This is a genomic window from Sphingopyxis sp. sgz302558 (assembly GCF_057220455.1).
The window spans coordinates 315,883-333,500 of sequence record NZ_JBXPUZ010000003.1; the positions used below are offsets into that span (position 1 = coordinate 315,883).

Genomic DNA, 17,618 nt, shown 5'->3' on the forward strand with positions numbered 1-17,618 from the left:
GCGCTAGACCCCGGCTTTCGCCGGGGAACAAGTTCGGCGGGACGGATCAATCCACTGGCTCGCTTGGCCAAAGTTTTGGCAGCGTGTCCGCAAGGGCGCTGCCGGTATGAAAGGATGTCGCCATGATCCCCCGCACGTTCACCACCCGCGCCCTGCTCCTCGCCGCCACCGCAGCGCTGCTGGTCGGCCCGGCGGCCACCCAAAACCCGCAGACCGGCCCCGTCGCGCGCTATGACATGCGCGCCGGCACCACCAGCGGCTTTATGGCAATGGCGGGCGGCGGCATGGGCGGCGCGCTCTCCATGATGATGGGTGGCGGCGGCGGCCACGTCCGCGAACTCGAACTGCGCCTCGGCTCGCAGCAATTGCCGACGAAGGGCAAGGCCAAGGCCGACCATTTCATGCCCGCGGGTGCCAAGCTCGGCAAATCGGTGCCGCTGTTCACCCCCGAACCCGGCAAGCCTGCCCCCGATGAAGACAAGCCGCCCGAAGAGCGCGAATTCAAAAAGCCCAAGGGCCGCCTGCTCATCTATTGGGGTTGCGGCGCCAAAGCGCCCAAGGGCCAGCCGGTCGTCATCGACTTTGCCAAAATGGCGGCGGGGCAAGTGCCGCCCAATCTGTTCGCCAGCACCGTCATCCGCGATTACGGCCCGCAAATGTCGAACAGCAAAACCTATGGCTATTGGCCCGGCGCGGACAATAAACGGCTAAAGGGCGACAGCAGCCTGATCGGCGCGCACCGCATCGCGGGCAATTACAGCCCCGAAATCGCCTTCACACTGGCGCAGGATTTCCTCGATCCGCTGAAGGCCAAAGCCGTTGACGGCACCGCGGGCGTTCCCGTCAGCTGGAACAGCGTGCCGCGCAGCACCGGCTATTTCCTCTGGGCGTTCGGCGCCAAGGGCAGCGGGCCCGACGACGCCACCGATCTGGTCTGGTGGTCATCCAGCGCGAGCCGCGATTTCTTCGGCGGCCTGACCGACTGGATTTCCCCGGCCGAAGTCACGCGCCTGATCAACCGCAAGGCGGTGCTGCCCCCCGCCATCACCCAGTGCACCATTCCGGCCGAAGTCCGCCGCGACGCCCCCGACTTTCTGATGGGCAATCTGTTCGCATACGGCCCCGAAGAAAATTTCGCCTACCCGCCCAAACCCGCCGACGCCAAAGCGCGCTGGGACCTGATCTGGACGGCCCGCGTCCGCCACCGCAGCACCACCAGCTTCCTGGTCGGCGGCCCCGACATGGGGCAGATGGGCAGCGCGGATAAGCCCGAGGAAAAACCCAAGTGCAAGAAGGGGCTAGGGGGTATGCTGGGTGGGGCGTTGGGGGCGTGTTGAGGGGGTGAGAGCGCGTTGGGTCCACCAGCCACGGGGATCGAAAGTGCCAACGCCATCATGGCGGCGCGCCCGACTCCATTTCTGTCGCGGCGGCGATGCTAGCCAGCGCCATTTTCAGTCGCGGGACCGTAAAGTCCAGAAAGGCGCGGCGCTTGAGCGGTTGGAAAGGTTGCGGCTGGTGGACCAGATTGACCGGAATGAGCTGACCGGTCCAGGCGCGTAGGACCGGGACGAGCCGCCCATCGGCAATCGCCGCCGCCGCCTGATAGGTCGCCAGCCGCGCCACGCCGAGGCCCGCGACTGCTGCCGCCACAACCGCGTCGGCCGTATTGATGGCAAAACGCGGTTTGAAGGCGATGGTGCGTTCGGCCGTGCCGCTGCCCAATGTCCAGCTGCGTTCTGCGGTGGCATCATCAAAAGCGATGCAGTCATGTTCGCCCAGCGCTTCAGGGGTGGCAGGTTCACCGCGCCGGGCGAGATAATCGGGGCTGGCGCACAGCAGCCAGCGCACTGTACCCACCGTCCGGCTGATCAGCTGGCTGTCGGGCAAGCGACCGATACGCACCGCCACATCGACATGCGCCTCGACCAGATCGACGACCTGGTCGGTCAGGATTAGGCGGACGCTGACGGGCGGGTAGGCCGCCAGAAATTCATGGACCACCGGTGCGACATGCACTTTGCCGAACATCACGGGCGCGGTCACGAGCAATTCGCCGCGCGGTTCGCGATACTCGCCGCTCGCCGCACGCTCGGCTTCGGCCAGATCGTCAAGCAGGCGGCGCGCAACCGCAACATAGGCTTCACCAACCTCGGTCAGCACCAACTTGCGACTGGTGCGGATTAGCAGCTGCGAGCCCAAATGCGTCTCGAGGTCGGAGATCCGGCGGCTGATGGTCGGCAACGGGATGGCGAGCGACCGCGATGCCGCCGACAGACTGCCTTCGTCAACCGCCGCCAACAGCGTGCGCATAGCCTCGAAGCGGTCCATTCAATATTCCGTATAATGGAAGTTACAGTCTCAAAATTACCATCTGATGCAAAAAATTGAAAGGGCCTATTTGAACTGCACGGTCATTCTCGACCGCCACAGAAAGGTCCCGTTTCCCATGACACGCATCACCATCCCCGCCACCATCGCCGATGCCCCCGAAGCATCGCGTCCACTGCTCGACGCCGTTGTCAGTCAGCTCGGCAGCGCGCCCAACATGTTCCGCGCCATTGCAACCAGCCCGCAGGCCCTCGAAGGCTATCTCGCCCTGTCGGGCGCGCTCGGCAAGGGCAGCTTGCCCGCCGCAACGCGCGAACGCATTGCGCTGGCCGTCGCCGAAATCAACGGCTGCAATTACTGCCTGTCGGCGCACACCTATCTCGGCCGCAATCTCGCCAAGCTCGACGATGCCGAAATCACCGCCAACCGCAACGGCGCGTCGAACGATCCCAAGGCCGATGCCGCCGTCCGCTTTGCGGCAAAGGTCGCAAAGGACCGCGGCCATGTGACCGACGCTGACTTCGCAGCCGTGAAGCTGGCTGGCTACACCGACGCGCAGCTTATCGAGATAGTGCAGCACGTCGCGCTGAACAGCTGGACCAACTCCTTCAACGAAGTGTTCCAAACCGAGATCGACTTCCCGGTCGTCACAGCGCGCAAGGCCGCCTGAGGCCGCGCAACGACCGCAACAACGGCGGGCGTCGGCATGACTCCCTACACCGGCGCCCGTCCCTTTCCGCTCTCCCCACCTCCAAAGGAACTTCCCATGACTCTCCATAAATTCGCCACCGTCAACGACCGTCAAATCTTCTATCGCGAAGCCGGTGATCCGTCGCTGCCGACCATCATCCTGCTGCACGGTTTCCCGACCAGCAGCTTCATGTTCCGCAATCTAATCCCGCTGCTGGCGGACAGCTTCCATGTTATCGCCCCCGATTATATCGGCTTTGGCCAGTCGGATGCGCCCTCGGTCGAGGACTTCGATTACAGCTTCGACAATCTGACTGATCATGTCGCTGGCCTGATCGATCAACTCGGCCTGACATCGTACATCCTCTATATGCAGGATTTCGGTGGCCCGGTCGGCTTCCGCCTGTTCTCCCTCAAACCGCAGGCGGTGACCGGCTTCGTGATCCAGAACACCAACGCCTATATGGCCGGTGTGGGCGAAATGCCGGCGCAGATTTTCCTGCCGCTGTGGGACAAGCGCGACGAAGCCAGCGAAGCCGGTGCCCGCACCTTCCTCGCTGCCGAAACGACCAAGTTTCAGTATCAGGTCGGTGCCAGGAACGTCGAGGCGATCAGCCCCGACAACTGGACCCATGATCAGGCGCTGCTTGATCGCCCCGGACATGACGCCGCCCACCTCAACCTGCTCGAGGACTATAAGACCAATGTTGCTGCCTATGACAGCTGGCAAGCGGCCTTCCGCCAGCATCAGCCGAAGACGCTGATTGCTTGGGGCAAGCACGATCCCTTCTTCGTACCCGCCGGTGCCGAAGCGTTTCTGGCTGATCTGCCGCAGGCCAAGCTGGTTTGGCTCGATGCCGGTCACTTCGTCCTCGACGAAAATGCCGCCACTGTTGCAGCGGAGATCAAGGACGTTTTTGTGAACTAATTGATCGCCGGTCAGTGCCGCAAGCGCTGGCCGGCGGTCTTGCCGCTTCCCTGAGTCAAAGCTCGCAGTTACGGTGGATGATGACCGCGTAGTTGCGCCGACGCGTAACGAAACCACTTTCCTACACGTGCACAATTTGCTCCATACTATCGGATGAGCATCGCCCCTTCCCCCGAATCGCCCTCGCCCGCCGCTCAGCACGGCGATCCCGATCTGTCCGGCACCACTTTCGCTTTCACCCCCGTGCCCATGGATCGCGTCCGCGCGGGTGGCTGGTCGCCGCTGGCGCAGCGGCGCTTCATCCGCGCGCTGTCGGTGATGGGCTCGGTCGGCGCGGCGGCGCGTGCGGCGGGGATGGGGCGCGTTGCGGCCTATCGCCTGCGCGACCGCGCGCTCGCCTTGGGCGGTGACGCGCTCGGCTTTGTCCGGGCGTGGGACCGTGCGGTCGATGCCGGGCGCGCGCGGCAATATGATGTGCTGATGGACCGCGCGCTCAACGGCGTGACGACGATCCGCGTAACGCGCGGCGGATCGGTGACGGTCGCGGGCGGCCCCGACATGACGCTGACCAGCGCCGCCATGCGCGACACCACCGCGCCGCGATAAGCTCACTTAGGGATACAAAGGATACAGAAAAAGTGAAAACGGCGGTGTCTTTTGTATCTTTATCGAGGATGGCAACAACCCAATCATCGTCATCCCGGGGCGGCGATGGCCTCGCTGATCCGGGATAACGGGCCCCTGTCGCTTGTTATCCCGGATCAGCGAGGCCATCGCCGAGCCGGGATGACGAAACATGGGTTGCTGGCCTTTACGGTACCACCACCCCGAAGCGCGCATTGGCGGGGGGGTGCAGCGCGAACCAGGCCAGAAATGCGGCCATATCGCCCTCCACCTTTACCGCGCCCGACGCCAGCAGCTGGGGAAAGCTCGCCGCGCCCAGCGACACATCGTCCAGCGCCTTGCGGTCGATGGTGATGGTCGCGGTCGGCTGGGCAAAGCTGCCGCCAAAGCGCGGGAATTCCACCCCGCCGCCGACCTCGATCGCCACGCGTTCGCCGCGATCGGGCAGGATGAACTGGAACTGGCCTTTCAGCTTGCGTCCCCGCTCCGCATCGAAGCGCGTCGCCAGCGCGTCAAAGATCGACGCGGTCGGGATGCCTTCGATATAGGCGCGGCTCTGGCCATTGCTCACGCCCCCGCCGCGTTCGGTGCCGCGCAGCGTCGCGGCGGCGGCCAGGTAATAATTGCGCCACGCGCCGCTTTCGGCCTGATAGCCCAGCTGGTCATAGGCCGAAGCGAGCGCGCCTTTCGCGGCCGCATTGGCGGGATCGGCGAACACCAGATGGTTCAGCAATTCGGCCGCCCAGCGATAATCGCCCGCCGCCAGCGCCGCCTGCCCCGCGCTCAGCAGCTTGTCGGGCCCGCCCGCCAGCGCGACATAGCCCTTCGCCGCCGTCTCGGGCGGTACCGGGTTGAAATTGGCCGGCACCCCGTCCCACCAGCCGAAATAGCGCTGGTAGGTCGCCTTCATATTGTGGTTGAGCGTGCCATAATAGCCGCGCGCATGAAACGCTTGCTCCTGCCCCGGCGCTTCGGCGACGCCGTCGGCCACCTCGTGCAGCGTCGCGCCATTGTTGGCGCGGTTCAGCGTGCGGTCGTGGATATAGCGATAGATGTTGCGCTGTTCGGTCAGATAGGCGGCCACCTGTGGCTGTCCCCAGGTCGGCCAACCATGCGACGCGAGTTGCACCTGCGCGACATCGCCCCATTTCACCCGCGCCGCGTCGATTACCTTGGACCAGAACAGCGCATCGCGCACCTGCGCCCCGCGCAGGGTCAGCACATTGTGCAGCGTCTTGGTCGCCACCTCCGCCGTATGCAACGCCTTGTAATCGGCGATATAGAACATGAACTCCGATGGCGCCTCGGTTCCCCCTGCGTCCAGAAAATCGAAGCTGATACCATCAATTTCGCGCACCCCGCCGGCTTTGGGCAGCGTTTCGGTCGGCTCCATATAGCCGATGGTCCCCGCGGGCAGGCGCGGCCCCAGCCCCGTGTCGACCTGTCCCCGCTCGCCGGGCGCAAGGAAGCTGCCGAACATATATGTCGCGCGCCGCCCCATCGCGGTCCCGGCAATGACATTCTCTGCCACCGCTTCTTCCGAAAAGCCGTGCGGGGCGATGATGCGGATCTTCTCCCGCGCCACCTGGTCGCGCGTCACAATGCCGCCGACGCCGCCGAAATGGTCGCTGTGGCTGTGGGTGAAGATGATCGCCCTGATCGGCAGCCTCGGCAGATGCGCCATCGCCAGCCGCCACGATGCGGCGGCGGTTTCTTCGGACGTCAGCGGGTCGATGATGATCCACCCGGTCTTGCCGCGCACGATGGTCATCACCGAAATATCATAGCCGCGCACTTGCCAGATTTTGCCCGGCACCACTTCGAACAGCCCGTGAATGCGATTGAGCTGCGCCTGCCGCCACAGCGACGGGTTCACGCTCGCCGGGGCTTCGGCGGCGTCGAGGAAGGCATAGGGCCGCCAGTCCCACACCACGTCGCCATTGGCTTTTGTGATCAAACCGTCAGGGATTTCCGCAATCTTGCCGCGCGCCGCGTCGGCCCGATCCTCACCCCCCGCCAGCGCCAGCCGCGCGGCCAGCGCCTTGTTCGCGGCAATCGTATGCTCGCTCGCGGCGTCCTGTGCTGCCAGCGGTGCCGCCAAGGCCAACGCTCCCGCTGCTCCCAGCAGCGCGCGATATTTGGTGCTCATGCAATCCTCCCTCTCCCAGCTGCGATGCTGCGCTGGGCCGGACGCAATGGCAAGCCCTCGACAGCAAGCCTCGGTCGCGCGACAATGCGGAGTGGAAACCAAAACCCTCCTCATCATCTGGCACAGCCGCACCGGCGGCAGCGAAGCGCTGGCGCGCGCAGCGGCGCGCGGGGCGATGGCTGCGCCCGAAGTCGCCATCGATCTCCGCCGCGCCGACGATGTCAGCGCCGACGCGCTGCTGGCAGCCGACGCCTACCTGTTTGTTGCCCCCGAAAATCTTGCGACCTTGTCGGGCGCGATGAAGGAAATGTTCGACCGCAATTATTATGCCGTGCTCGGCCAGATCGAAGGCCGCCCCTATGCCACCATTATCTGCGCCGGCAGCGACGGCACCGGCGCGCAGCGCCAGCTCGACCGCATCGCCACCGGCTGGCGCCTGCGCCGCATCGCCGAAGAAATGATCGTCATCACCGGCGCCCAGACCGGCGAGGCGATCTGGGCGGCGAAGGTGATTGGCGCGGCTGAGTTGGCAGCAGCAGAGCAATTGGGCGCGGCGCTGGCAGCTGGATTGGCCGCGGGGGTGTTTTAGCCGAGGCGGTGTTCGCCTTTGATCCAGCGTACGGTGCCCGACGACGCGCGCATAACAACACTCTCCGTCGTCATCTTGCCGCCCTTCAGCCGCTTGACCCCGGCGAGCAGCGAGCCGTCGGTGACGCCCGTCGCGGCAAAGATCACATCGCCCTTGGCGAGCTCGCGGATGTCATATTGTTTGTCGAGGTCGGTGATGCCCCATTTGCGCGCCCGGCTCCGTTCGGCCTCGTTGCGGAACAGCAAGCGGCCCTTGAACTGGCCGCCGACGCAGCGCAGCGCGGCGCAGGCGAGCACGCCTTCGGGCGCACCGCCGGTACCCATATACACATCGATGGTGGTGTCGGGGTCTGTCGTCGCAATGACGCCGGCCACATCGCCATCGCCGATCAGCACCACGCCGCAACCCAGCTCGCGCAGCTCGGCAATGATCTTTTCATGGCGCGGCCGGTCGAGCACGCAGGCTATAATCTCGTGCGGTTCGACACCCTTTGCCGCGGCGATTGCGCGGATATTGTCGGCGACCGATTTGTCGAGGTCGATGACGCCGGCCGGATAGCCGGGGCCAACCGCAATCTTGTCCATATAGACATCGGGCGCGTTGAGCAGATTGCCTTCCTCGGCAATTGCCAGCACAGCCAGACTGTTGGGCCCAGCCTTGGCGCAAATGGTGGTCCCTTCCAGCGGGTCGAGCGCGATGTCGATCTTGGGTCCTTTGCCCGGCGCGTTGCCGACCTTTTCACCAATGAACAGCATCGGCGCCTCGTCGCGCTCGCCCTCGCCTATCACCACCGTGCCGTCCATGTAGAGGCTGTTAAGTGCCGCGCGCATGGCCTCGACTGCCGCGGCATCTGCCGCCTTTTCATCGCCGCGCCCGATCAGCTTGGAGGCCGCTATGGCCGCCGATTCCGTGACGCGCACCATTTCGAGGACAAGTACGCGGTCAAGCGTCTGGCTGCGTTCGGTCATGGTCAAGCGGACTCCGTTGGGTTAGGCAGCGGTCGGGGAATGGTTGCAGCGGGGCCTTAGGAAGGGAAATTGCCCTTGTCGAGTGGTGTGGCGGCGCTATTGGCCACGATGATGACAATGCAGGCCGAAGCGGCGGCGCCCGTGCAAGGTCCGGTCGATACTCAGGCAATGATCGACAAGGCGAAGGAGGCCTACAGCCCCATTCGCCGTTGCAAACCCGCAGAGGACGGCACCATCGTGGTGTGCGGCAGCGATACCGCCGATAACCGCCTGTCGCCCGAGCTGCGCGCCATTGCGGGCGTCGGCGAGTCGACGCGCGATTCGATTCCGCGCGCTCCCGAACCCAAGACAATGTCGTTGGACAAGTTGCCCTATAATTGGTTCGGACAAGATGGCGTTCTGTTCCCACGCGCGCGGCCCAATGCGCTGCTCGAGCATGTCAAGGCGATGGAGGCCGCGCGCGCCGCTGAGGCTGAAGCAGCGGGGGAAACGCCGCCCAGGTGATACCTAGGCAAACACTTGGGCGTCGGTTTCGCGTTGACTCGCCATATACATCCCGCCCGCGAGCAACGCCTGCACCGCGAAGACGACCAACCAGAACAGCAACCAGACTATAGCCATCGCGGTTTCGCCCCAGCCTTCACCCTGCGGGTCTGCCAATATGATTGCGCTCCCCGCCGCGAACAGGCCGACAAAAGCAAGCGTCGCTACCAACTGGAGAAAGAAGTAAAGGAGGAATAGCTTGCCCCACGACGGTGCCGTTCGCCGCCATGATTCAATCAGCGCGGGTATTGGGTTCATGTCTCCGTTCGCTGCCATAATTGGTCCAGTAAGCCACAACCGCGCACCAATGAACGCGCCCAACCCCAAATTGACCAGCGTCTGGATGCCGGCCGCAATCATCATGCCGTCGCTGCCCGACAAGCGCAGCGGTTCCAGCGCCAGACCCAGTGCCAAGCCGGGCAGCACCGCGATCAAGAGGCTGGCGACGACATAGCAGACCAGATAGGCCACCCCGCCCACCAGTGCGTACATGATCTCGCTAACCGGTCCTTCTCGCAGGTCAGGCAGTAAGGCGTTCCACAGCGCAAACTGAGCCGCCGTCCACAGCACGGCAATGATCGCTGCCAGGTAAAATGGTCCCGCAAGCGATCCGCCGAAATAGCCACCGCTTGCAACCACGGCGACGAGCGCGCGCAGAGACAGGGTTGGTTCGCCAGCATGCAAAAGATAGGGGACCAGCACCCCCAGCGCGAGATAAAGCAGCAACGCCTGCCAGTCCTTAACCGCCAGTGCCTTCGCGTGGCCGAACGCCGCGCGCAATTGAATTGCTGTCATTTTTCCCCCGTGGTCGTCCCTCGCTCCACTATAGGTCGAGGATCGGCATGTGCATAGGGGCGCCGATGACGTTCGGGGTTGCGCCCAACGCGGCCAGCGCAGCGGCAACGCGCGATGTTTTGCACCGATGGGTGACCAGCACCATGACAACGCCCTGACCGCCAGCATCTTGACCGCGCTGAATGAAGCTTTCGATCGACACCCCGGCATCGCGCATTGCCGCGGCAATTTCAGCGAGCACGCCGACGCGGTCTTCTACCATCAGGCGGACATAATGCTTGCCTTCGCGTAAGCCGGGGTCGGCCGGTTCGGCGGCGTCGAGCGCATCCACCGGCATCGCAAAGGCAGGACCATATTCATCGCGGGCGATATCGATGATGTCAGCGACGATGGCCGATGCGGTTGGCCCTGCTCCCGCGCCTGCACCCTCGAAGAACAGCCGCCCTACAAAATTGCCTTCAGCGACCACAGCATTGAGTGCGCCGGGAACATAAGCGAGCGGATGGTCGGAAGGCACCAAGCACGGCTGAACCTGCTGGTAAAGGGCATGGCCGTTCCGTTCCGCCATGCCGATCAGTCGAACCCGATGCCCGAGCGCTTCTGCCTCGCGGATGTCGGCGGCGATAAGATCGCGTATCCCCTCAATCCCAACAGCGCCAAAATCGAGGCGCGTGCCGAAGCACAGCGCGGCGAGGATCGACAATTTGTGTGCAGCATCAACCCCGTCAATATCGAACGAAGGATCGGCCTCAGCATATCCCTGCGCCTGCGCCGCCGCCAATGCCTCGGCAAAGTCCGCGCCTTCGCGCTCCATCAGCGTCAGGATATAATTACAGGTGCCATTAAGGATGCCATACACGCGCGCGATCTCATTCGCCGACGCGCCCTCGCGTATGGCCTTAATAACAGGAATGCCGCCTGCGACGGCGGCTTCATATTTCAACGGTGTGTCACGCGCTTCGGCCGCGCCGGCCAGATCGAGTCCATGGTGCGCAATCATTGCTTTGTTGGCGGTGATAAATGCCTTGCCCGCTGCGATGCTTTGCCGCGCCAGCGTCAGCGCCGGACCGTCAGCACCGCCGATCATCTCAATCACGACGTCGACATTAGGGTCATTAGCCAGCGCCTGCATATCGTCGATCCAGCGATAACAGGAAAGGTCAATGCCGCGGTCGCGATGCCGGTCGCGCGCACTTATTGCGACTATTTGGACCGGCCGGCCCGCGCGGCGCGCGATCAGTGCAGCATTAGTCTCAAGCAATTTGACCACGCCAGCGCCGACGACACCAATACCAGCCAAACCAACACGAAGCGGAGCAGCGCTGGTTTGGCTAGGCAAGCGTGGCGGCATGAGCAAAGTCTCCGGTAAGGCACGGGCCAAACGCCGCGTGCTGCGCCCCTATCGCCTTTTGCCACTCAGTCAACGCACGCCTAGCGCCTTAAAGACGGCGTCCGGTTGCGTCTGCATTCGCCAAGCTGTTCCAGCACGAAGCGATAGTCGGCGATCGCGGCAGCTTGCTCGCGGGGGCCAGCCCCTACCAACGTTCCGGGTGGCAGGGCGCGCGGCAGCTCGCAAGCCAAACGATACCAGCCCAAAGTATCGCGCGCAGGCACTGCTGCGTTGCCATCAACAATCTCGCCAAATGTGGCTGCCCACTGGCGCGCTCGGCCGGGCGCGCTGATGACCGAGAGGGTCAACGGTTCGCCACTCGCTGTTTCGACAAAGAACTGGGTTTCGCCCTCGCCCGGCAATGTTCCAGCCTGATGAAAGGCGTTGGCGATGCCGGTCACCTTCGTTGGCGCACCAGGCTTGACCACTTCGCCAACAACGCGTCGGACCAGTGCGTCGGTCGGATTATCCCATGCCAACTGCGCATCGGGCGCAACCAGAGCGATCTGGCCAGTTGACACCGGGCGGGCAAAGACAAGCAAACGCTGCTTGTTGAGCTTGGGCGGCCTTCCCTTGGCATCGCGGGGTATGTCCACAAGCCAGGCGATTCGTGCAGCGAGCGGCCCGGCGCCGCGAATCAGCGCGATCACGTCGGCCTCGACATAGATTCGCACTTTGTCTGGACTGATTCCCAGCGCACGCTCTGGCGGCAGTGCGCTCGCCGACCGGACGCGAGCATCGACCACCAGCGGCGCAATAGTCGCCAGATCGGCAACATCGGCATAGCTGAACGGACTGGCGGTCGCTGGAACCATCGCTGCTGGTGGCGCCGGACGTTGTTGCGAATAGGCTGGAATCCCGACGAAAAACATCAGACTGACAGCAACCACGGGGATCGGGAAACGCATCTGTTTACATCCTTGTAAGCGGCTTGATGGACTGGCTGTGCCACTATGGTAGGCCCAATCTTAACCCTTGATAAAGGGTTTGCGAACTCGGCATTGCCGCGATAGGACGTGAAGAACTGACCGGAAAAAGCAATAATAGCTGGTCAGCATTCGCCGGGTGCATGGATTGGGATGGGGAGCTTTTTGGGCCCCGGGTTATTCTTTGCCTCCGTCCGGATTGGTATAATCAGGATGATCTAGCAAGGAGCGTCGTTCCTGAATGGCATATGGTGATTCAGTTGACCCTAAAAACAGGGTAGTCGCCATCGTCTTGGTGGGGCTGTTGACCGCAGCATTGGGCTATGGCCTGGTGACTGGGCTTAACATCCAAATCGTCAAGAAGTTGGCAGAAAAGCTCGATGTTATCGACGTCGAGGAGCCCCCGCCGCCGGAAGAGCCGCCGCCGCCGCCGCCGCCGGACAACAAGCTTCCGCCGCCACCGCCGGTGGTGGTACCACCGTCAGTATTGCCGCCGGTTTCGTCGAACACGTTGCGCGACACCACGCCAACGCCGCCGCCGCCCGCGCCGCCTACTCCGGTGATTACGCCGCCAGCTCCGCCAGCTCCGCCGGCGGTCAATAAGTCTGCGCCGGCCAAAGCTAAGGGCAACCCGGGTCGCTGGGCGACGAATGACGACTATCCGGCACGGGCGCAGCGCGAAGAGCGTGAAGGTACCACCGGGTTCCGCGTTACGGTGGGCGCTGATGGCCGGGTAACCGGTTGCGATATCACATCGTCGAGCGGCCATGCCGACCTCGATCAGGAAACCTGCAAGCTGGTGACGCGCCGTGCGCGCTTTGATCCCGCACTCGACCGCGACGGCAACCCGACCACGGGTAGCTATTCGAACCGCGTGCGTTGGCAAATTCCGAAGGAATGACGTGACGGGCCGATTGGGCCCCATAGTTTAACCGTTTTTGACTTTTGAGAGGGAAGTAAAGCAATGTTCGATCTGATTTCCACTGCTGCCGCTGCCGGTGGCCACGAAGGCGGCTTCGGCCTGATGCCGGCATCGGCATGCGTCGTGAAAGAAGGCGACAGCCCTTATGGTCTGCTCCCTGCGCTGTGCGAGGGCGGCATCGTGTCGCAGGTGACCTTCTTGGTCATGCTCATTATGTTCATCGGCACGCTGTATATTCTGTTCACCAAGCTGCTCGAGCAGAACAAGGTTATGAAGCAGGGCAAGGCCGTCGCGCAGGGTTTCTGGCGTGCGCCGACGCTCGCCGAAGGCGCGGCAAAGCTGGAAAAGAACAGCGCCTATCGCCAGGTTGTCGAAGATGGTCTGCGCGCCAACGAAGAGCATAACAAGCTGACCGACCCCGTCGAAGCGCATGACTGGATGCACGGCACGCTTGAGCGCTCGCAGAACCACATCAACTCGAAGCTCAACGGCGGCCTGGCTTTCCTCGCTACCGTCGGTTCGACGGCACCGTTCGTCGGGCTGTTCGGAACGGTTATCGGGATTCTTCGCGCGCTGGTGAAAATTGGTGCGTCGGGTCAGGCGTCGATCGACACCGTGGCGGGTCCGGTGGGTGAAGCTCTGATCATGACCGCCATCGGTCTGATCGTGGCAGTTCCCGCGGTTCTGGCGTTCAACTGGCTGCAGAGCCGCAACAAGGCCATTGCTCGCGACCTGTCGACCTTTGCCAATGACGTGCTTGGCTCGATCATGTCAAATGGGCAGGTGAAGCCGTCTATGCCTGCAGCTCCTGCTGCTGCTGCCAAGGCGGCTCCGGCCAAAGCCTGAGGAAAAGCAATGGCAGCGCCCGGTAACACCCCGGGCGCTGCAAGCTTTTTTCGCGTAACTAAGACTATTGAGAACAGGATGCTAAGCCCATGGGCATGAGTGTAGGCAAGGATGGCGGCGAAGAAGAGCCGATGTATGAAATCAACACGACTCCGCTCGTGGATATCATGCTCGTGCTGCTGATCATCTTCCTCATCACCGTTCCGGTGGTGCTGGAAACGGTCGACTTGAAGCTGCCCGACGTGGCTTTTGAGCCAACGACGACAAAACCGGAAAATGTGCTGCTCTCCATTCGTGGTAATTCGTCGAATGCAGCGGCTTGCGAGGTTTATTGGGGTCAAACGCTGATTGATTCGCGCGAATTGCTGACCCGTGGTCAGGACAAGCTGGAAAAGCTGCTCGAAGATATTGGTGGCGTCGAAAACATCACCGACGAAAATTTCCCCGAAGTGCACATCCGCGGCGACATCAATACGCCCTACCAGTGCATTGGCGGGGTTATTTACACGATGCAGTTCGCCGGGTTCCAGAAAATCGGCTTCATTTCCGAACCGGCGCCCGGGTCGGGCACGCTGGGTCGGCTGTAATTTTATTCAAAGGATAGTTCCCCATGGGTGCTAGTGTACGCAAAGACGGTGATGATGCACCGATGATGGACATGAACACGACGCCGTTGATCGACGTCATGCTTGTGTTGCTCATAATGTTCATCATCACCATTCCGGTCCAGACGCACGCGGTGAAAATCGACCTGCCAACGCCGGATCCCAATCCGCAAAACGCAGTCGAGCCAGATAAGAATAAGATTTTCATCGATGCCGGTGGCACGATCATGTGGAATGGTACACCGGTCGATTTGGCACAGCTGGATGTTTATCTCCAGCAGACCAAGACGCTGCCGGTCGAGCCTGAACTGCAGATCGAACCCGATCCTTTCGCCCGCTACATCGTTGTCGACCGCGTCATTGCGGTGGTCAAGCGCAGCGGCGTCGGCAAGATCGGTTTTGTTGGTAACGAACGGTATGCCCGCGTTTTCTGACGCCGATACGAATTGCTGAATTTGAACAGGGGCTGCGGGCAACCGCAGCCCTTTTTCGTTGGCGCAATGTCATTGCGCCGCGCCGCTCATCGGTTAAGCTGGGAACGAAACGGTGGATATCCCGTTGACCCTGTAGGCCAAGGAGTGTCGCGATGAAAAGCAATCTGAAAACCGCCATTGCCGCAGGAGTCCTGGCCATTATGTTGACCGGATGCGCGTCGCTGCGCGGCGGTGCTGGTTCGACCGCGGACATTCCAAAGCCTGATGCCGTAGCGCACCTGATGGAAGCCGGCGGCAATGATCGCGGCCGCGTCGACATTTTCCGCGATGGCAAGGGATTAAGGCTGGAAATTGTCGCCCGCGAATTTCAGCCAGGCACCTATGGCATGCACATCCACAGCGTCGGCAAATGCGAGGCTCCGGACTTTATGAGTGCGGGGCCACATTGGAACCCGACGGGCGCCCAACATGGCGCCGACAATCCCAATGGTGCACATCGGGGGGATCTGCCCAATTTGGAAGTCGAAGCTGGCCTGATTGGGCGCGTGACGGTGACCATCCCCGAGGCCACCTTGACCGGCAATGGCGGTCTAATGGATGGTGACGGGGCGGCGTTCATTATCCATGCGTCGGCCGACGATTACAAAACTGATCCCACCGGCAACAGCGGCGGTCGCAAGGTGTGCGGCGTTTTCGGGCCAGAATAAGCGCCTAAATCGCCTCCCCTGCCGCGCGGGCGCGATCAATCAGCGTCGCTTCGGCCTGCGGCACGCTGCGATAGGCATAGATGAGCAGCGCCATCGCCACCGGCACCACCCCGATCAGCGACAATATCCCGGCACGCAAATTGCCAACCATCTTGCCGTCGATCATAGTGCCGGTCAGATCGGCAATCTGTCCGACGACATACGGGCCGAAACCTAAGCCGATGAGCGTAGTGGCAAGGAAAAACACCGCAGTCGCCGTCCCGCGCATGCGCGGCAGGACGAGATCCTGCGTTGTCGCCGCCGCCGCACCCAATGCTGCGCTGCCCAGCAATCCGGCGACAAAATTCAGCCCATAGAAAATCGCTGCGCTGCTGGTCGTGAACGCAACCCAGATCGGGATGACCGGTCCGAGCACGCCAATCATGATGACAATAAGCCGTCCCGCCGGATTGCGCGCGCGCAAATAATCGGCAAGCCGCCCGCCCATGATGACGCCCAAAAAACCACTGAGCGCTGCGAACGAACCCAAGATGAAGGCCAGTTCCTGCTTGGGTAGCTGCATCACCAGCTCGGCATAAGGCGCGGTCCAATAGGCAAGGCCATAGCTCGATAAAGCAATCAGGCCGTAACCCAGTGCCGTACAGAGGAACGCAGGCGTTCCCCAGATGAGCTTGAAAGTCGCAGGATCGCGCGCACGCAAATTGGTTGCCCAGGAAAAAACAGCATAAAAGCCGACCGCCACCGCCGACCATTGCGGCAAAGTGTCTGGCTCTGGCGTCAGTGGACTATCGGTCAACCGGATCATGAACCAAGCAAATATGCCGAGCAGTGCCGCCGCCAGCACATTGATGCCCAGTGCGCCGAGGCCGCGCCTTGACGCGCCGATCAAAGTGAAGGGCGGGACGATGGTCGATAGGTCATGGACAAAGTCCTTGAACGGCGTCGGCGACATGGTGACAGGAGTGCCGTCCATCGCACCGCGCTTGGGCTCCTTCAAGCTGAACACCCAAAGCGCGACGAGTAGCCCCGGCAAGCCCACCGCGAGGAATGCCGCTTGCCAGCCCACCAACCCCAATGGACCGCCGCCGGGATAGGCTTGATTCCACCCCTCCTTGATAGTGGCACCGATGAATAGCGAGATGCCACCGCCAAGGTAGAGACCTGACGAATAGATGGCGAGCGCGGTCGCGCGCTGGCGTTTGGGGAAGTAATCTGAAATCAGCGAGTAGGCCGATGGGCTGGCCGTCGCTTCGCCGATGCCGACGCCCATTCGCGCAAGGCCCAGCTGTGCACCATTTTTGGCGAACCCCGATAGCGCGGTCATCGCCGACCATAACGTCAGCCCGATACTCAGCAGCTTAACCCGGCTCCAATTGTCTGCAAGGCGGCCAAGCGGAATTCCGAACAGCGCGTAGAAAACGCCAAAGGCCGCCCCGCCCAGGAACCCCATTTGCGAATTGGTGAGGCCCAGATCGCGCTGAATATCAACAACCAATATGCTGACAATCTGGCGGTCGATGAAATTGAGGATATAAACGATGACGAGAACGAACAACACATACCAACTATAGCCGCTGGCATGCGGCTCGCGCTGGGCCGCAGCCGGATCGTGCATATCGGTCGCCACCATTTCCACTCCCATATGTTTATGCTCTATTTCCACCCTGCTAGCAGGCTTTGAAGTCAAGGGAAGCGTCGTCAATGCAATCAATCCTGTTTCTGTGCCTCGGCAATATCTGTCGGTCGCCGCTGGCCGAGGGGGCCGCGCGCGCTGCCTTTGCCGACGCCGCTATCTGGGCCGAACTTGATTCGGCCGGGACTGGCGATTGGCACATCGGCCGTGCGCCAGATCGGCGGGCGCAAGCAATTGCCAAGGCGCACGGCGTAGATATCGGCGGACTGGCCGCCCGGCAGATTGACCGCGAAGATTTTGAGCGCTTCGACCTCATCTTGGCCGCTGACCATGAAAATCTGGCGGACCTTAAAGCCATGGCCCCGCAGAACAGCCGTGCCAAAATGGCTCTGATGCTGGACATGGTGCCAGGGCGAGCAGGAGAGGCCGTCGCCGACCCATATTATGGCGATGCCGATGGCTTTGCCCGCTGCTGGGCCGATGTTTCGGCGGTAGCCGCCGCGCTTGTGGCCGCGCGGCGCTGACCGGGGCAACCAAATGC

Annotated in this window: 19 protein-coding genes; 12 read left to right on the plus strand and 7 right to left on the minus strand. The window is 62.5% G+C overall.

Annotated features, from left to right (window positions below):
* The first annotated feature begins 122 nt into the window (after positions 1-122).
* A complete protein-coding gene (locus tag AC2TC0_RS12170) occupies positions 123-1,337 on the plus strand; it encodes a hypothetical protein (RefSeq protein ID WP_484717789.1) in 1,215 nt (404 codons plus the stop codon).
* 55 nt (positions 1,338-1,392) lie between these two features.
* On the opposite strand, the gene AC2TC0_RS12175 is transcribed toward AC2TC0_RS12170, so the two are convergent.
* The gene (locus tag AC2TC0_RS12175) at positions 1,393-2,328 is read right to left on the minus strand and encodes a LysR family transcriptional regulator (protein WP_484717790.1); all 936 of its coding nucleotides are present in this window, start codon (positions 2,326-2,328) and stop codon (positions 1,393-1,395) included.
* Positions 2,329-2,446: 118 nt separating this feature from the next.
* Here AC2TC0_RS12175 and AC2TC0_RS12180 point away from each other — a divergent pair, with 118 nt between their 5' ends.
* The 3 genes from AC2TC0_RS12180 to AC2TC0_RS12190 all read left to right on the plus strand — a co-directional run bounded on the left by AC2TC0_RS12180 (position 2,447) and on the right by AC2TC0_RS12190 (position 4,552).
* Positions 2,447-2,998 (plus strand): carboxymuconolactone decarboxylase family protein, encoded by a 552-nt coding sequence (locus tag AC2TC0_RS12180; RefSeq protein WP_484717791.1) that lies wholly within the window; start codon positions 2,447-2,449, stop codon positions 2,996-2,998.
* Positions 2,999-3,094: 96 nt separating this feature from the next.
* A complete protein-coding gene (locus AC2TC0_RS12185; RefSeq protein WP_484717792.1) occupies positions 3,095-3,946 on the plus strand; it encodes an alpha/beta fold hydrolase in 852 nt (283 codons plus the stop codon).
* A 153-nt stretch (positions 3,947-4,099) separates the two neighbouring features.
* Positions 4,100-4,552: a hypothetical protein gene (locus AC2TC0_RS12190; RefSeq protein ID WP_484717793.1), complete on the plus strand. Its 453-nt coding sequence runs from the start codon at positions 4,100-4,102 to the stop codon at positions 4,550-4,552.
* 205 nt (positions 4,553-4,757) lie between these two features.
* Here the strand turns inward: AC2TC0_RS12190 and AC2TC0_RS12195 are convergent, their stop codons facing one another.
* On the minus strand, positions 4,758-6,719 hold the full coding sequence (locus tag AC2TC0_RS12195) for an alkyl/aryl-sulfatase (RefSeq protein WP_484717794.1): 1,962 nt from the start codon (positions 6,717-6,719) through the stop codon (positions 4,758-4,760).
* Positions 6,720-6,765: 46 nt separating this feature from the next.
* Here AC2TC0_RS12195 and AC2TC0_RS12200 point away from each other — a divergent pair, with 46 nt between their 5' ends.
* Positions 6,766-7,308, plus strand: a complete 543-nt coding sequence (locus tag AC2TC0_RS12200) for an NAD(P)H-dependent oxidoreductase (protein ID WP_484717795.1) — start codon at positions 6,766-6,768, stop codon at positions 7,306-7,308.
* Here the strand turns inward: AC2TC0_RS12200 and glpX are convergent.
* Positions 7,305-8,276 carry a class II fructose-bisphosphatase gene (gene glpX, locus AC2TC0_RS12205; RefSeq protein WP_484717796.1) on the minus strand — a complete coding sequence of 324 codons (972 nt, stop codon included), beginning with the start codon at positions 8,274-8,276 and terminating at the stop codon, positions 7,305-7,307. The two genes, AC2TC0_RS12200 and glpX, sit on opposite strands and share 4 nt — an antisense overlap.
* A gap of 69 nt (positions 8,277-8,345) precedes the next feature.
* Between glpX and AC2TC0_RS12210 the strand changes: the two genes are divergently transcribed.
* On the plus strand, positions 8,346-8,780 hold the full coding sequence (locus AC2TC0_RS12210; RefSeq protein WP_484717797.1) for a hypothetical protein: 435 nt from the start codon (positions 8,346-8,348) through the stop codon (positions 8,778-8,780).
* A gap of 3 nt (positions 8,781-8,783) precedes the next feature.
* Here AC2TC0_RS12210 and AC2TC0_RS12215 read toward each other — a convergent pair whose 3' ends face one another.
* The 3 genes from AC2TC0_RS12215 to AC2TC0_RS12225 all read right to left on the minus strand — a co-directional run bounded on the left by AC2TC0_RS12215 (position 8,784) and on the right by AC2TC0_RS12225 (position 11,912).
* Entirely contained in the window at positions 8,784-9,614 is an 831-nt protein-coding gene (locus AC2TC0_RS12215; protein WP_484717798.1) for a hypothetical protein, read from the minus strand.
* A 28-nt stretch (positions 9,615-9,642) separates the two neighbouring features.
* Positions 9,643-10,965 (minus strand): homoserine dehydrogenase, encoded by a 1,323-nt coding sequence (locus AC2TC0_RS12220; RefSeq protein WP_484717799.1) that lies wholly within the window; start codon positions 10,963-10,965, stop codon positions 9,643-9,645.
* An 80-nt stretch (positions 10,966-11,045) separates the two neighbouring features.
* Complete coding sequence (locus tag AC2TC0_RS12225; protein WP_484717800.1) at positions 11,046-11,912, minus strand: hypothetical protein; 867 nt, start codon at positions 11,910-11,912, stop codon at positions 11,046-11,048.
* A gap of 259 nt (positions 11,913-12,171) precedes the next feature.
* On the opposite strand from AC2TC0_RS12225, the gene AC2TC0_RS12230 reads away from it, so the two are divergent.
* From AC2TC0_RS12230 to AC2TC0_RS12250, 5 genes are all read left to right on the plus strand, one after another.
* Positions 12,172-12,831 carry an energy transducer TonB gene (locus AC2TC0_RS12230; RefSeq protein WP_484717801.1) on the plus strand — a complete coding sequence of 220 codons (660 nt, stop codon included), beginning with the start codon at positions 12,172-12,174 and terminating at the stop codon, positions 12,829-12,831.
* Between the two features lie 63 nt (positions 12,832-12,894).
* A complete protein-coding gene (locus tag AC2TC0_RS12235) occupies positions 12,895-13,698 on the plus strand; it encodes a MotA/TolQ/ExbB proton channel family protein (protein ID WP_484717802.1) in 804 nt (267 codons plus the stop codon).
* Between the two features lie 89 nt (positions 13,699-13,787).
* Positions 13,788-14,285 (plus strand): ExbD/TolR family protein, encoded by a 498-nt coding sequence (locus tag AC2TC0_RS12240; RefSeq protein ID WP_484717803.1) that lies wholly within the window; start codon positions 13,788-13,790, stop codon positions 14,283-14,285.
* Positions 14,286-14,308: 23 nt separating this feature from the next.
* Positions 14,309-14,737 (plus strand): ExbD/TolR family protein, encoded by a 429-nt coding sequence (locus tag AC2TC0_RS12245; RefSeq protein WP_484717804.1) that lies wholly within the window; start codon positions 14,309-14,311, stop codon positions 14,735-14,737.
* Positions 14,738-14,889: 152 nt separating this feature from the next.
* Positions 14,890-15,444 (plus strand): superoxide dismutase family protein, encoded by a 555-nt coding sequence (locus tag AC2TC0_RS12250; protein WP_484717805.1) that lies wholly within the window; start codon positions 14,890-14,892, stop codon positions 15,442-15,444.
* A 4-nt stretch (positions 15,445-15,448) separates the two neighbouring features.
* Here AC2TC0_RS12250 and AC2TC0_RS12255 read toward each other — a convergent pair whose 3' ends face one another.
* Positions 15,449-17,074, minus strand: a complete 1,626-nt coding sequence (locus tag AC2TC0_RS12255) for a spinster family MFS transporter (protein WP_484717806.1) — start codon at positions 17,072-17,074, stop codon at positions 15,449-15,451.
* A 71-nt stretch (positions 17,075-17,145) separates the two neighbouring features.
* Between AC2TC0_RS12255 and AC2TC0_RS12260 the strand changes: the two genes are divergently transcribed.
* Positions 17,146-17,601, plus strand: coding sequence for a low molecular weight protein-tyrosine-phosphatase (locus AC2TC0_RS12260; protein ID WP_484717807.1), 456 nt, complete (start codon positions 17,146-17,148; stop codon positions 17,599-17,601).
* Positions 17,602-17,618 lie beyond the last annotated feature (17 nt).

What these genes read in the sequence shown, in the direction of transcription:
- AC2TC0_RS12260 (WP_484717807.1), top strand. Translation starts at nt 17,146, where the DNA reads ATGCAATCAATCCTGTTTCTGTGCCTCGGCAATATCTGTCGGTCGCCG.
- AC2TC0_RS12170 (WP_484717789.1), top strand. Translation starts at nt 123, where the DNA reads ATGATCCCCCGCACGTTCACCACCCGCGCCCTGCTCCTCGCCGCCACC.
- glpX (WP_484717796.1), bottom strand. Translation starts at nt 8,276, where the DNA reads ATGACCGAACGCAGCCAGACGCTTGACCGCGTACTTGTCCTCGAAATG.
- AC2TC0_RS12220 (WP_484717799.1), bottom strand. Translation starts at nt 10,965, where the DNA reads ATGCCGCCACGCTTGCCTAGCCAAACCAGCGCTGCTCCGCTTCGTGTT.
- AC2TC0_RS12230 (WP_484717801.1), top strand. Translation starts at nt 12,172, where the DNA reads ATGGCATATGGTGATTCAGTTGACCCTAAAAACAGGGTAGTCGCCATC.
- AC2TC0_RS12175 (WP_484717790.1), bottom strand. Translation starts at nt 2,328, where the DNA reads ATGGACCGCTTCGAGGCTATGCGCACGCTGTTGGCGGCGGTTGACGAA.
- AC2TC0_RS12195 (WP_484717794.1), bottom strand. Translation starts at nt 6,719, where the DNA reads ATGAGCACCAAATATCGCGCGCTGCTGGGAGCAGCGGGAGCGTTGGCC.
- AC2TC0_RS12185 (WP_484717792.1), top strand. Translation starts at nt 3,095, where the DNA reads ATGACTCTCCATAAATTCGCCACCGTCAACGACCGTCAAATCTTCTAT.
- AC2TC0_RS12190 (WP_484717793.1), top strand. Translation starts at nt 4,100, where the DNA reads ATGAGCATCGCCCCTTCCCCCGAATCGCCCTCGCCCGCCGCTCAGCAC.
- AC2TC0_RS12200 (WP_484717795.1), top strand. Translation starts at nt 6,766, where the DNA reads ATGGCAAGCCCTCGACAGCAAGCCTCGGTCGCGCGACAATGCGGAGTG.
- AC2TC0_RS12180 (WP_484717791.1), top strand. Translation starts at nt 2,447, where the DNA reads ATGACACGCATCACCATCCCCGCCACCATCGCCGATGCCCCCGAAGCA.
- AC2TC0_RS12225 (WP_484717800.1), bottom strand. Translation starts at nt 11,912, where the DNA reads ATGCGTTTCCCGATCCCCGTGGTTGCTGTCAGTCTGATGTTTTTCGTC.
- AC2TC0_RS12240 (WP_484717803.1), top strand. Translation starts at nt 13,788, where the DNA reads ATGGGCATGAGTGTAGGCAAGGATGGCGGCGAAGAAGAGCCGATGTAT.
- AC2TC0_RS12255 (WP_484717806.1), bottom strand. Translation starts at nt 17,074, where the DNA reads ATGGTGGCGACCGATATGCACGATCCGGCTGCGGCCCAGCGCGAGCCG.
- AC2TC0_RS12250 (WP_484717805.1), top strand. Translation starts at nt 14,890, where the DNA reads ATGAAAAGCAATCTGAAAACCGCCATTGCCGCAGGAGTCCTGGCCATT.
- AC2TC0_RS12215 (WP_484717798.1), bottom strand. Translation starts at nt 9,614, where the DNA reads ATGACAGCAATTCAATTGCGCGCGGCGTTCGGCCACGCGAAGGCACTG.
- AC2TC0_RS12235 (WP_484717802.1), top strand. Translation starts at nt 12,895, where the DNA reads ATGTTCGATCTGATTTCCACTGCTGCCGCTGCCGGTGGCCACGAAGGC.
- AC2TC0_RS12245 (WP_484717804.1), top strand. Translation starts at nt 14,309, where the DNA reads ATGGGTGCTAGTGTACGCAAAGACGGTGATGATGCACCGATGATGGAC.